Source organism: Rheinheimera sp. (assembly GCF_036568245.1).
In the GTDB taxonomy this organism is placed as follows: Bacteria; Pseudomonadota; Gammaproteobacteria; order Enterobacterales; family Alteromonadaceae; genus Alishewanella.
Genome location: NZ_DATCSY010000084.1, coordinates 1 through 13,445, shown reverse-complemented (window position 1 = coordinate 13,445; position 13,445 = coordinate 1). Strand labels below are relative to the sequence as shown.

The 13,445-nt window shown below is 50.2% G+C and carries 13 protein-coding genes and 1 tRNA gene; 3 read left to right on the top strand and 11 right to left on the bottom strand.

Annotated elements, in window-relative coordinates; translation table 11 throughout:
- Nucleotides 1-84: 84 nt before the first annotated feature.
- The 3 genes from VIN66_RS03765 to VIN66_RS03755 all read right to left on the bottom strand — a co-directional run bounded on the left by VIN66_RS03765 (nt 85) and on the right by VIN66_RS03755 (nt 1,372).
- Nucleotides 85-459, bottom strand: coding sequence for a hypothetical protein (locus VIN66_RS03765; RefSeq protein WP_331922746.1), 375 nt, complete (start codon nt 457-459; stop codon nt 85-87).
- Nucleotides 460-617: 158 nt separating this feature from the next.
- Nucleotides 618-974, bottom strand: a complete 357-nt coding sequence (locus tag VIN66_RS03760) for a GFA family protein (protein WP_331922745.1) — start codon at nt 972-974, stop codon at nt 618-620.
- Between the two features lie 143 nt (nt 975-1,117).
- The gene (locus VIN66_RS03755) at nt 1,118-1,372 is read right to left on the bottom strand and encodes a hypothetical protein (protein WP_331922744.1); all 255 of its coding nucleotides are present in this window, start codon (nt 1,370-1,372) and stop codon (nt 1,118-1,120) included.
- Between the two features lie 332 nt (nt 1,373-1,704).
- On the opposite strand from VIN66_RS03755, the gene VIN66_RS03750 reads away from it, so the two are divergent.
- Entirely contained in the window at nt 1,705-2,661 is a 957-nt protein-coding gene (locus VIN66_RS03750) for an integron integrase (protein WP_331922743.1), read from the top strand.
- Between the two features lie 14 nt (nt 2,662-2,675).
- Here VIN66_RS03750 and leuD read toward each other — a convergent pair whose 3' ends face one another.
- From leuD to VIN66_RS03720, 6 genes are all read right to left on the bottom strand, one after another.
- Nucleotides 2,676-3,278: a 3-isopropylmalate dehydratase small subunit gene (leuD, locus tag VIN66_RS03745; RefSeq protein ID WP_331922742.1), complete on the bottom strand. Its 603-nt coding sequence runs from the start codon at nt 3,276-3,278 to the stop codon at nt 2,676-2,678.
- On the bottom strand, nt 3,275-4,711 hold the full coding sequence (leuC, locus tag VIN66_RS03740; protein WP_331922741.1) for a 3-isopropylmalate dehydratase large subunit: 1,437 nt from the start codon (nt 4,709-4,711) through the stop codon (nt 3,275-3,277). Before leuC ends, leuD begins: the two co-directional genes overlap by 4 nt.
- Nucleotides 4,711-5,787, bottom strand: coding sequence for a 3-isopropylmalate dehydrogenase (leuB, locus tag VIN66_RS03735; protein WP_331922740.1), 1,077 nt, complete (start codon nt 5,785-5,787; stop codon nt 4,711-4,713). The genes leuC and leuB overlap by 1 nt, the downstream gene beginning before the upstream one ends.
- The gene (leuA, locus tag VIN66_RS03730; protein WP_331922739.1) at nt 5,784-7,367 is read right to left on the bottom strand and encodes a 2-isopropylmalate synthase; all 1,584 of its coding nucleotides are present in this window, start codon (nt 7,365-7,367) and stop codon (nt 5,784-5,786) included. The genes leuB and leuA overlap by 4 nt, the downstream gene beginning before the upstream one ends.
- 425 nt (nt 7,368-7,792) lie before the next feature.
- Nucleotides 7,793-8,515, bottom strand: a complete 723-nt coding sequence (locus VIN66_RS03725; protein WP_331922738.1) for an outer membrane protein OmpK — start codon at nt 8,513-8,515, stop codon at nt 7,793-7,795.
- Nucleotides 8,516-8,518: 3 nt separating this feature from the next.
- Nucleotides 8,519-10,453 carry a methyl-accepting chemotaxis protein gene (locus tag VIN66_RS03720; RefSeq protein ID WP_331922737.1) on the bottom strand — a complete coding sequence of 645 codons (1,935 nt, stop codon included), beginning with the start codon at nt 10,451-10,453 and terminating at the stop codon, nt 8,519-8,521.
- Between the two features lie 249 nt (nt 10,454-10,702).
- Here VIN66_RS03720 and VIN66_RS03715 point away from each other — a divergent pair.
- A tRNA-Leu gene (locus VIN66_RS03715) sits at nt 10,703-10,789 on the top strand.
- 35 nt (nt 10,790-10,824) lie between these two features.
- Here VIN66_RS03715 and VIN66_RS03710 read toward each other — a convergent pair.
- Nucleotides 10,825-11,712, bottom strand: a complete 888-nt coding sequence (locus VIN66_RS03710; protein WP_331922736.1) for an AraC family transcriptional regulator — start codon at nt 11,710-11,712, stop codon at nt 10,825-10,827.
- A 148-nt stretch (nt 11,713-11,860) separates the two neighbouring features.
- Between VIN66_RS03710 and VIN66_RS03705 the strand changes: the two genes are divergently transcribed.
- Nucleotides 11,861-12,592, top strand: a complete 732-nt coding sequence (locus VIN66_RS03705) for an SDR family oxidoreductase (protein ID WP_331922735.1) — start codon at nt 11,861-11,863, stop codon at nt 12,590-12,592.
- Between the two features lie 78 nt (nt 12,593-12,670).
- On the opposite strand, the gene VIN66_RS03700 is transcribed toward VIN66_RS03705, so the two are convergent.
- Nucleotides 12,671-13,445: iron-containing alcohol dehydrogenase (locus tag VIN66_RS03700; protein ID WP_331922734.1), on the bottom strand; the 775-nt coding region annotated here is incomplete at its 5' end.

Below are 13,445 nucleotides of genomic sequence, written 5' to 3'. Positions count from 1 at the left end.
ATAACGCTCGCCTAAACGGCGAGCAACTTGTTGCGAGTCCAGCGGCCAAAAGCCGCGATGTTTAAGGCGCTTGTTATGTAACACTTATCTTGGGCCTTTCATTATGTTTTGATTTAATTGCTCAAATTCTTGCATCAGTTTGTCACAGTCTTCTTGTTTAGCTTGGCAGAGGGCAGACATTTGAATGTATATCTTTTGGTTTTTCTCAACAACTTTGCGCTTTATTGCGGCTGGGTGAGCTGGATGCGAATCAGGAGTGAATGACCACAAAACCAAGTTTGATTCCTCTTTATCCTCAATTATTGTCCAGCCGTCCTGGACGCTCAGATTTGTGCCCTCTTTATTTTTGAGTGCATTTAGCGCTAGCTCCACTGTTTTATATCCAATCGAGCTACTCTCAGAAGCGAAAGCGGAAAAAGCAATTGAAATGCTCAAGAACGCTAAAGGTATAATTTTCACTAAACTCTCCGTGTTACATAACGCCCGCAGCAACGGCAGGCAAAATTGGCGCGGCTTTTGGAACAAAAGGCGTGACACTTTTGACTGTCCGATTGCCTGCGCTTGTTATGTGTCTATTCTGGAAATTGCTCATAAGAAGTTATGCCCACTATATCGCTTTACCAAGTAGCAGAGCTAGAGGTGAAAATATGTGCGGTTGGCTTTATGGATATATCTTGGTCTAAACTGCCTGCAGGAACAACAACTAGCTCATTGTTCATTTGTAAACTTGGTAGTGCCGAACCACAATTTGAACAAAAGCTTTTCACGTGCTTAGTTGATGGCAGCTGGTAAACCTTTATTTTGTCTTCGCCCGTTATCCATGCCAACTTTGCATCAGAAGAAAACAGGTTTGACGCATGTGATGAACCTGTATCTTTTTGGCAATACTTGCAATGACACAAATATAGGCTTTCAAACTCACCATCCACTTCAAAGTTTACGTCACCACATAAGCATGACCCAGTAACTTTCATTTCTAATACCTGCTTACTTTATCTGAGCACATAACGCCGAGTGCTGCGGCAGACTTTTGCGAAGGAGGAACGACGCAGCAAAAGACTGTCCGGCGCCGAAGGCGCGTACAGGCACGAATTGTTATGTGATTGGCGGCGACGTATCAAGCCTGCCCACCACTTGTATTTTTAAATTTAATTTTACTCAAGGCAATTAAAGCTATGCCGAGCAATGTTGCAAAAGCTATTTGGTAATTCGCGCCTTCAGTTGGAACTATTTTATAGTAAGTGTGTGTATCTCGTTCAATGAAAAGATCGAGAATATAAGACCATAAATCTATAGGAAGAAGTCCGGCGACCAACCCTAGACCCACATAAAGCAGGCAAAGCACGCCACAAAAAAATGCGCTTTTTCTCATCGTAGATTCTTCATGCAAGACTCACATAACATTTTATTATTGTGCATGCTCGTTTTCTCATTTCCGATAGAGGAAACAGCTACTTGCATACCATTGTAAAATAACGATTATTTTAGTTACCTCATTTTCTCATTCCGGGAAATCAAGCATGCGTTATATTTCGGAAGCTATGCGTTATATTTCTGAACCCAGCTTCTGTAAGCCCCTAATTTATAGCATGTAAATAAAAGCAGCAATTAGCTTATGCGCAATGTTAACAGGATATTTAACCTTGACTGTCTGAAAATTCAAATAATACTGTATATATATACATAAAAAGTTGAGTTTCAGGCATGCCAAAAAGCCAATTCTTAGAGACTGTTCGCGAGAATATTCGATTACGTGGTTACAGCCTGCGTACCGAGCAAACTTATTTACATTGGATACGACGCTTCATTTTGTTTAACAATAAAAAGCATCCGAATGATATGCATGCTGCTGAGGTGAGAAACTTTCTAAACTGGCTGGCCAATAAGCGCAATGTCGCTATTAATACTCAAAAAGTCGCTCTTAATGCGTTGGTATTTCTTTATAAGCATATTGTTCAGCGCGAACTCGGAGACTTAGGCTTTAGTCATGCGGTCAAACAGCGATACTTACCTGTGGTGCTTTCTCCACAACAAGTATTGGCAATCATTGAACAGCTAAATGGCCACCATAAACTTATTGTGTCGCTGCTTTATGGAAGCGGCTTGCGCATTTCGGAATGTTTACGCCTGCGGGTACAGGATATTGATCTGACAAATCTTTCACTTACCGTTAGAGACAGTAAAGGCCATAAAGATCGACAAACGCTATTAAGTGCAAAGCTTACAGAGCCGTTACAACAACAAATCGCAGCTGCACTGCAGGTACAGCAACAAGATAATGCAAAGGGAATAGGCCCCTCTTTACCTTATGCGTTGTCCCGTAAGTACCCTAACGCTTTTCGCCAACCAGGCTGGATGTTTGTTTTTCCGTCAACTTCACTGTGCCCTCACCCGCTTACCGGCGAATTGTGCCGCCATCACTTGCACGACAGCATTATTCGCAAAGCTTTAGCTCCGGCCGTGGCTGCATGTCAGATTAGGCCGCGAGTGGGTTGTCACACCTTTCGCCACAGCTTTGCTACTCACTTGCTGCAGAATGGCTGCGATATCCGTACGGTACAAGAACTGCTTGGACACAACGATGTTACCACTACGCAAATATACACCCATGTTATTGGCCAGCATTACGCTGGCACAATAAGCCCGTTAGATCGCAGCTGATAAAGCCTTAGTATTTAGCCCAACCAGGGCTGACTGGCTTTGCGGCTTTGCTCGTAATCGGCAATTTTCGGGTTTAGCAGCTCGCTTGAGCCGATAAAATCTAAGCCCGATAACAAACGTTGTTTAATATCAGCATCGATATTAAAGCCCATAGCGGCGTTGTTACCGAACATTATTTCCTGGCTTTGTAAGTCTATTTGCCACTGCTGTGGGCCTTGCGCGCAGCGGTTAAACAGCAGCTCGATATTGGTTTTACTCAGCTGAATTAACAACATGCCGTTGTTGACGCTGTTGTTAAAAAAAATATCAGCAAAGCTTTCGGCGATAACCACATTAAAACCGTATTGCTTAATGGCCCAGGGCGCGTGCTCGCGGCTGGAGCCGCAGCCAAAGTTGGCGCGGGTTAATAAAATGCTTGCGCCCTGATATTCCGGTTTGTTTACAACAAACTCGGGGTTTGGTGTGCCGTCGGCCAGGTAACGCCAGTCGTAAAACATCGCCTGCGCAAAACCATCCCGGCTGACGCTGGTTAAAAATTGCTTCGGGATGATCTGATCAGTATCAACGTTGTTTTTATCCAGTGGGCAGACTAAGCCCTGTGCAAAAATCTGGCTCATGCCCAGTCTCCTTTTTCATTCACTGCGGCAATGTTAACAAACTTACCGGCGATAGCGGCAGCAGCGGCCATGGCCGGGCTAACCAGGTGGGTGCGTGCGCCACGGCCTTGGCGGCCTTCAAAATTACGGTTGCTGGTAGAAGCACAGCGCTGGCCGGCCTCGACTCTGTCGTCGTTCATACCCAGGCACATACTACAGCCTGGCTCACGCCACTCAAAACCGGCGTCTTTAAAAATACCGGCTAAACCTTCGGCTTCGGCCCGGCGTTTTACCACGCCCGAGCCCGGCACCACCAGGGCGCGCACACCTGCGGCGACTTTTTTGCCCTGCACAACACTTGCTGCGGCGCGTAAGTCTTCAATCCGGCTGTTGGTGCAGCTGCCGATAAACACCACATCCACTTTACAATCAGTCAGCTTTTGCCCCGGCTGCAGCCCCATATAGGCCAGCGCCCGCTCGGCGGCGTCGCGCTTGGTGGCATCACTGAAACTGTCTGGTGCCGGCACCGCCTGATCTACTGCAATAACCTGCTCCGGGTTGGTACCCCAGGTAATTTGTGGCGTAATGCTGGCGGCATCAATTTCAACTACCTGGTCAAACACCGCATCGGCATCTGAGTACAGGCTTTGCCAGTACTGTACGGCAGCATCCCAATGCTCTGCCGCCGGGGCGTGTGCTTTACCTTTGATGTAATCAAAGGTGATTTGGTCCGGTGCAATCAGGCCGGCTTTGGCGCCCATTTCAATACTCATGTTGCACAGCGTCATGCGCCCTTCCATGCTCATAGCGCGAATAGCACTGCCGCTAAATTCGGCCACATAGCCATTGCCACCAGCAGTACCTAACTTGCCAATTACCGCCAAAATCACATCTTTTGGCGTGACATGAGGACTCAGTTCGCCGTTGATCTCAACTTTTAACGTTTTTGCCTGTTGCTGCGGCAGCGTTTGCGTGGCCAGCACGTGCTCTACCTCTGAGGTGCCGATACCAAAGGCCAGCGCACCAAAGGCGCCATGGGTTGAGGTGTGCGAGTCACCACACACGATGATCATACCCGGCTGGGTTAAGCCTTGCTCCGGGCCGATAACGTGCACTATGCCCTGATCCGGGTGGGTTAAATCCAGCAGTGGAATGCGGTTTTCGGCACAGTTGGCCGCTAACGCTTCCAGTTGCTTGCGCGATGTCTCACCGGCAGCATCCAGGCTACGGCGCTGGGTAGAGACGTTATGGTCCATGGTAGCGAAGGTTAAATCCGGCCGGCGCACGCGGCGGTTCGCCAGTTTTAAACCGGAGAACGCCTGCGGCGAGGTGACTTCGTGAATTAAATGCCGGTCGACATACAACAGGTCGGTACTGGGGTTTAGTTTACCCACCACATGGCTGGCATAAATTTTCTGATATAAGGTTTGAGCTTTGGAAGTAGCCTGGCTCATTAATGAGTCTCCTGCCGCAAAGTGGCAACAATAGCAGCGCCAACCGCTGCGGTGCCGTAAGTCGATTTGGGGTTAATGTCGCGTGTAACAATGTGCTGTTCTAAGCAGTGTTGTACTGCCCGCTCAATGGCGCAGGCGGCCTGTTCTTCGCCAAAGCTGTAGCGCAGCATCAGCGCTGCACTTAAAATTTGTGCTATCGGGTTGGCGATACCCTGGCCTGCGATATCGGGCGCACTGCCACCGGCTGGCTCATACAGGCCAAAACCGCTGCCATTTAAACTGGCTGATGGCAGCAAGCCTAAACTACCGGCAATAGCAGCCAGCTCGTCAGATAAAATATCGCCAAACAGGTTATCGCACAGCAGCACATCAAACTGCTGCGGACTGCGGATCAGCTGCATAGCGGCATTGTCGATGTACATATGCTCCAGCGCCACATCAGGGTAGTCTTTTGCTACCTGCTCAACCGTCTGCCGCCACAAGATACTGGTTTGCAACACATTGGCTTTATCGATAGAAGTGACTTTCTTGCCGCGCTTTTGCGCTGCTTCAAACGCCACCCGCGCAATGCGGGTAACCTCTGGCACACTGTAGCGCTGGGTATCAAAAGCGTCGTTGTCGTTACGGCCTTTTTCACCAAAATAAATACCGCCGGTCAGCTCGCGCACGCACAATACGTCCATGCCTAAGCTGCTGACGCGCGGGTGCAGCGGCGATAAATCGGCAAAAGCCGGGTAAATCTGGCCCGGACGCAGGTTACAGAATAAATCGAAGGTTTTTCTAAGTGGCAGTAAAGAGCCGCGCTCCGGTTGTTTATCCGGCGGCAGGCCGGTCCATTTGGGCCCGCCGACTGAGCCGAATAAAACAGCATCGCTTTTTTTACACAGCTCCAGCGTTGTCGCTGGCAGTGGCTCGCCGGTGGCATCCAACGCCGCACCACCAACTAAAGCCGGGGTTAACGTCAGGCCAAAACCAAACTTATCTGCGACGACCTGCAGCACTTTTTCCGCCTCGGCCATTACTTCCGGGCCGATACCATCGCCGGCCAGTACTGCTACCCTATACTGCTTTATCATTGCTGTTCACCTGCTGCTATTTTTGTTGTGGTTTGCCGTGCGTGTTTATGGGCATCAATGGTTTGCGCACGCTGGATCATATTCAGCACATGCACATAGGCCAATACTGAGCTGCGTACTATGTCGGTAGCCAAACCGGCACCGTGAAAGCGACGGCCCTCGTGCTCGGCAATAATATCGACCTGGCCCAGCGCATCTTCGCCGCTGCCTTTAGCCTGTAAGTTAAAATCGACCATCTTGATATCCAGCTTGCTGATGCGGGCAATAGCACTGAACGCCGCTTCAACCGGGCCATTGCCGGTAGCCGCCTCAGTAAAGACTTTATCGCCGCAGCGCATGCCAACGGTGGCGCTTGCTACATGGCCGGTATGGGTAGATGAGCTTAAAAACTCCAGTGCGTAATAATCGTTTTGCTCCTGCATGTTTTCAAAAAACACCAGCGCTTCTAAGTCATAATCAAACACGCGGCCTTTTTGGTCAGCCAGCGCAACGAAGCTTTTGTATACCGCTTCTAAGTCATAGTCAGCGTTGGTGTAACCCAGCTCGGCTAAGCGGTGCTGAATAACATGCCGGCCCGAGCGCGAGGTTAAGTTCAGTTCATTCTGGCGGATGCCGACTTGCTCGGGCGCCATAATTTCGTAAGTGTTTTGCGCTTTTAATACGCCGTCCTGATGAATGCCGGAGCTGTGGGCAAAGGCATTTTCACCGACAATGGCTTTGTTCGGTTGGATCGGCATATTGCAGATTTGGCTAACTAAATGCGAGCTGCGGTAAATCTCGGTGGTTTTGATATCGCTATATAGCGGCGCTAATACATCTTTGCGGGTGTTGATAATCATCGCCACCTCTTCCAGCGAACAGTTACCGGCACGCTCACCTATACCGTTGACGGTACATTCAATTTGCCGGGCACCGGCCTGTATCGCGCTGATGCTATTGGCCACTGCTAAGCCTAAATCGTTATGACAATGCACACTTAAGCGGGCTTTATCGATATTCGGCACCTTGTTGCGTAAGGTGCTGATAATGGCCGCAAACTCGTTCGGAATGGTATAACCGACAGTGTCCGGAATATTAATGGTGGTGGCACCGGCGGCAATGGCGCGCTCGACAATCCAGCATAAATCATCAATTGGTGTGCGGCCTGCATCTTCACAGGAAAACTCGATGTCGTCGGTATAGCGGCTGGCCAGTTTAATGGCAGCAACGGCCTGCTCACTGGCCTGCGCCAGCGTTTTACGCAGCTTGTACTGTAAGTGCAGCGGTGAAGTGGCAATAAAGGTATGAATACGACGCCGCTCTGCGTCTTTTAACGCTTCGCCACAGGCCTCGATATCGGCACTGACAGCGCGGGCCAGGCCGCAGATAATCGGGCCTTTTACCTCACGCGCGATGCGTTGCACTGAGTCAAAATCGCCTGGGCTGGATACCGGAAAGCCGACTTCCATTACATCGACATTCAGCCGCGCTATCGCATGCGCCAGCTGAATTTTCTGCTTCTGGCTTAAGCTGGCACGCAGTGCCTGCTCGCCGTCGCGTAAGGTGGTGTCGAAGATCCAGATTTTATTATCACCGCTCATTTTGTGTTTCCTGTTCCGTTGTTCGGTTTAGGTGGCAACTTTTGGCGGGGCGTAAAATGCAAAAAACCCCGGCCAGTGGCACGGGGCTTTAGCGTTATCGGTTCGTTACGTTTTTACCAATAAGCAGCACCCCGCGCGCCGGTGAGGAGCACGAGGAGGCTAATTGTAGAAACGCGACGGTTAAAATTCATTGATTGCTCTGTTTAGTATCTTGGTTAGCAAAACGCCAATAGTAATAGCATGGTTATTTTTTATCTGCAACAGTATAGATGGCTAAATGGCAAAAAACTTTTGCTGACTTCGCAAATGCTTCAGCCGGTTTACCCACACCCACACGCCGTAAATACATCCCTGTAGGCTCGTTTCCGCCCATCCAGGGCTTCAACGGTGGGCTTAGGGTAAACCGGCTTACGTGTTCCAAATAGTTAGAAATGCGCTTTTACCAATAAGTTTACGTTTGACTCATCGGTGCGAAACGCTGGGCTGTCGGCTATGCCATATTTGTTGCGCCAGTACACATACTCTACGCCGACATAGAGTTTGCTTTTCATATTCAAAAGCGGATGCAGCGCCCATTTTAACTGCGAGGTCATATTCATACTGGCACTTTGATCTGCAGTGGCACTGCTCCAGTCCAGAAAGCCGTCATACAAAAACTGCAGTTCGCCCAAGCTGAACGGGATGGCCCAGGTGGTGGTCAGCTGCCAGTTGTCGGCAACGCCGTCGTTATTACGCCGGTAGAAGTTAAGGTTAAAGTAATTAAACCCCGGCACGCTTAAGTCTGTCGCCACACCATAGAGAAAATTGGTTTGCAGCGATGACATCTCTACCGTGCTGGTAAACAGCAGAGCTTTGACGATGCCATATTTCAGTTCAGTGTTGCTCAATTTACCCAGGCTAAGCCTTGGCGACCACTCGGCATAATTGCTGCGCCCGCCATTATCAGCGCGCAGGTGATCGAAGAAGAAAAAGCTATCGCCCCAGCTGGTACCTGCCGCATGCTCAAAGGTCAGCACCTGTTTATCCGGCCCGTCTACCCGGTAGTTGCTACCATTTAAATACGTGACGCTGACATCCTGCCACAGCACTTCGGCCTGCAGTGGCAGGCTGCATCCGGCGCACAGGCTAGCTAAAATCAATGCTTTCATCTTTTACACCTTAAACTGGGTAACCAGTGCCCGTAGTTGCTCGGCGCGCTGCTGCAACAAACTGATCGCTTTAAGCTGCTGTTCGGCATTGTGGTGAATGCTGGCGGCACTGTCGGAAATTAAATGCGCCGACTCATTAATATGCTCGACCACTGTGCCCTGCTCTTCTGTTGCCGCAGCAACCTGATGGTTACCACTGCTTATCGCTTCAAACTTCTGCTTAATATTGATAAGGGCGGCAACAGAGTGCTCGGTGTTCTCTGCCACCTGTTGGCTGCTTACTGTACCTTCGCGAATCGCCGCAGTAGATTGCTGCGCCGTTTGTTGCAACTGGGCTATCTGATCACGTATTTCCAGTGTGGACTCCTGCGTGCGTTTGGCCAGATTACGCACTTCATCGGCGACAACCGCGAACCCCCGGCCCTGCTCACCGGCACGGGCCGCCTCAATAGCAGCATTCAGCGCCAGTAGGTTGGTTTGTTCAGAAATCGCGTTAATCACTTCCACTACCGAGTTAATTTGCGACGCCTGCTGAGCAAAATCGACAATGGTTTTTTCAATATCGCCCATTACACTATTGAGCTGCTGCATGGTACGTGACGTCAGGGCCATATTGTCGTTGGTTTTATGCGTGTCCTGCACCGCGGCTTCGGTGTCTTGCGCGGTGTGGTGCGCAATGCCGGATACCTCCGAGATCGTCTGGCCCATTTCGGTTATTGCTGTAGCAACCTGGTCGGTTTGCGCCCGTTGCAATTCAGTCGAGTGAAAGGTGTCGTTAGCCAGCTGAGCTAATTGCTCGATGCCGGTTTTCATCGCGGTTTCGGTTTGCTGAATTTCTGCCACCAGTTCACGGATTTTACCAATAATGGCATTAAAGCCTTTTGCCAGATGCCCCAGCTCATTGTCATAGCTGTCATCAAGCTGCTTGGTTAAGTCACCGCCCTCGCCCGACATTTGCAGCAAATTTTCGCCAACCTGGCGGATAGAGTTACTCAGTGAATTGGCAAACACCACTGTCAGCGCGATAAACACAGCAGCCAATACGATACTGGCAATGACCGAGAACGAGATCACGCTGTTAATGGCGCTGCTGATTTCAGCTGAGGGTAACACTGCCACCAGTTTCAGCCCGGTATCACGAATATCCTGCACGCCGACATAAACCTGTTCGTCATACAGTTGCACCTGTTGCAGGCTAAAACCGGTGTTGTGCTGCGTAATTTGTTGCGCCACGGCCTGGTACTGCGGTAGTTGCTGAATGTTTTTCCGCGCCAGTGACAAATCGCGGTGCACCACTATCATGCCATTGGCATCAACCAGAAACAGAAAGCCGTTCTGCCCCAGCTTGTAGCCCGACACCAGGCTGGCAATAGCCGACACGTCATAGCCCAACCCGGCAACGCCAGCACGCTTGCCGTCAACAGTCACCGCCGCATTAACAAACAGTGTCAGCTTACCGCTACGCTCATCTGCATCTATCGCCAGCTCGCGCTTAGCATTGCTGTTAAGAAAGTTAAAAAACCAGCTGTCGCGTGGTTCAGCTGCCGAAATGGTTTTAAATACCCCGGCTTCGGTGTAATAGGTTTTACTGAAATCCGACACCCAGAACAAAGTTGAGGCACCGGCGTTCTGCTGCTGTTTTTTCAAATATGCCAGCACCCGTTCATGATTAGCTGCTGCCGTTTCGCCGGCTCGCATCCAATCGTGCAGCAAGCTGTTCGCTGCCAGATTTTCTGACAAGGTAATAGGGTACATCAGCTCAGACCGCACCTGCTCACTGATACGGCCTACAGTATTGGGCAGATATTCGCTTTCTGTCTGGCCATAATACAAACCGGAAAACTGATTAATATTAATCAGCGTGGCGACCAGCGTTAGCAGTGCCAGCGCCAGTGCGACAAAAGCGATAAATACAGTGCGCAATTTAAATCTTTGCATATTGTCTCCGTGATATGCGTGCTGATATACAAGCCGGAACAGTAAAGCGACGTTATTCAGTAAACACTTAAATACGGTGTGCAAAATTAAGCATAGCAGCGCAGTTCAATAAAGCTTTGAAATATAAGTAACAAAAATGGTGTAATTTTGGTTAACAGTGCTACTGAACGCAGAAAATAGCTTGCATAAAGTTGCAGGGTTACTTAAGATGCGCGCCGTCTTACCAAGCGCGTTCGCGCCAACGACTCTGCCCGGGTGGTGAAATCGGTAGACACAAGGGATTTAAAATCCCTCGGGGGAAACCCCGTGCCGGTTCAAGTCCGGCCCCGGGCACCATTTTACCTGTCTGATTTATTTCCCTTAATACCTGGCTATAACCTGATTCTGGCGATATCGCGTGCTGGCGGGCTGCCAAACATACGCGCATATTCGCGGCTGAACTGCGACGGGCTTTCGTAACCCACCTTATATGCCGTGCTGGCTGCATCCATATGCTGCGAGATCATTAAACTACGCGCCTCGACCAGCCTGACCGACTTCTGAAATTGCAACGGACTCATATTGGTTACCGCTTTAAAATGAGCATGAAACGACGACACACTCATCCCGGCCATCGCCGCCAGTTCTTCTATGGTGACGGTTTGATCGTAGTCACGGCGTAGTTTCTGAATAGCAACCGAGATGCGCTGGGTTGGCGTGCCTTTTAGCGATATTTGGGCAATTTCTTTGCCGAAGTTGCTGCGTAGCATTCGATAGTGCATCTCACGGACAAGGCTTTCAGCCAACACAGGAATGTCATCAGGTTGTTGCAGTAATGCCAGCAAACGCAGCAGGCTATCGCCCATTTGTTGGTCTACCTGGCCGATAAACAAACCGCTTTCTGCCCTGCGGTTTGCCACCGCCAGGTATTGCATTTGCAGCAGCAGCTCTGATAGCAGCCTAACATCAATATTAATCTGAATAACATAATACGGTTGCAGCGCTGACGCCTGCACCACAGTGCCCAGAATAGGCAAGTCGACTGACGCCACCAGAAACTCCAGCTCACCGTAGCTTAACATGTCGCTGCCAAGCATCACGTTTTTGCGGCCCTGCACGATAATACACAGGCAAGGCTCATACACCGCAGGCATCGTGATCTGGGGGCGACTAACCTTGTAACAAAACACGTTGGGGATAGCGGTGCTGTTTACACCTTCATTAACAGCCACCTGCTGCACCAGCTGCAACAATTGTTGTTTCAACAGACCATCAGTCATCTGGGCTTCCTACTCAGTTTGGATAATCAGGCAATCATAGCGGATCTTTGGGTATCCATAACAGTCCTTCATCCTTTTAACATAACAAGCATCGGGTTAGCCCGTATTAAACCAGCAGTATTCCCTGAGTCTACGAAGGAGTTTTGTTATGACTACCATTAAATCTAAAGTTGTTCTGATCACCGGCGCCAGCAGCGGTATTGGCGAAACCACCGCCGAAGTGTTAGCAAAAGCCGGGCACACCGTACTGGTTGCGGCGCGCCGTACCGATCGGCTTGACGCACTAACCCAGAGAATTAAGCAAGCTGGTGGTACAGCGAAAGCTTATACGCTTGATGTTACATCACGCGAGAACTTTAAAGCGGTGGTGGCCGCTGCCAGCGAAGAGTTCGGCCCGGTTGATGTATTGGTGAACAACGCCGGCTTAATGCCGCTGTCACCGATGGCCGCACTAAAAGCCGATGAGTGGAACCGGATGATAGACGTTAACATTAAAGGCGTGCTAAATGGTATTGAATCCGTGCTTAGCGTGATGGAGCAACGTGGCGGCCATATTATTAATACCGCTTCTATAGCTGCCCACAGTGTATTTCCGACAGCTGCAGTGTACTGCGCAACTAAGTTTGCAGTGCGCGCTATTTCTAACGGCCTGCGAATGGAAACCAAGAAAGTCAGGGTGACTACTATTTCGCCGGGTGTGGTGGAAAGTGAACTGGCACATACCACGACAGACAGCGCAACCAAGGCATGGCTGGAGGATTTTCGTCAGGTAGCGCTTAAACCCGAAGCGATAGCCAATGCCATTGCCTACGCCATAGCACAGCCGGATGAGGTGAATGTCGATGAAATGATTATCCAGCCAACCCAATCGGCCTACTAAGAGCGCCGTTTAAGCCAGATTAAAACCCCGGCCGCGTCATGCGCACCGGGGTTTTCATCGCGAGTTGCTGCAGCCGTTTTACAGCGCCAGCTCCAGTATCTGCCTTGCTTTAGCTAAATCAATATCGCCATGCTCACCCAGCTTAGTCATGCCATTACGCTCCAGGTTAGCGATAAGTTTATCGATATCGGCTGCGGCCAGGTTGTAATCTGACAGCCGGGTTTTCACGCCCATATGCTCGAAAAAGTCCTGCGTGGCTTTAATGGTTTTGTCGATCACTTCATCAGCATTGCCGCTGTTTATGGCAAAAACGCGCTGGCCAAACTGTAGCAACTTCTGCCGTTTTTGCTCACGCTGCGCATACATCAGCGCCGGTAACACTATTGCCAGTGTCTGGGCATGATCCAGGCCAAACAGTGCAGTCAACTCGTGGCCAATCATATGGGTGGCCCAGTCCTGCGGTACGCCTTTGCCGATTAAACCATTCAGTGCCATAGTGGCGGCCCACATCACATTCGCGCGTACATCGTAATCCTCCGGCGCCGCCAGCGCTTTTGGCCCTTCGCTGATCAGCGTTTGCAAAATGCCTTCAGCAAAACGGTCCTGCAGCGGCGCGTTCACCGGGTAAGTAAGGTACTGTTCAATCACATGCACAAAGGCATCGACTACACCATTGCCGACCTGCTTTAGCGGCAGTGAGTAAGTGTATACCGGGTCCAGCACGGCAAATACCGGTTGTACTAAATCTGAACCAAAAGCGCGTTTCTGCGCGGTGGCTTTTTTAGTAATAACTGAGTTGCCGTTGCTTTCGGAACCCGTCGCCGGCAGCGTCAATACCGCTCCTATTGGCAAG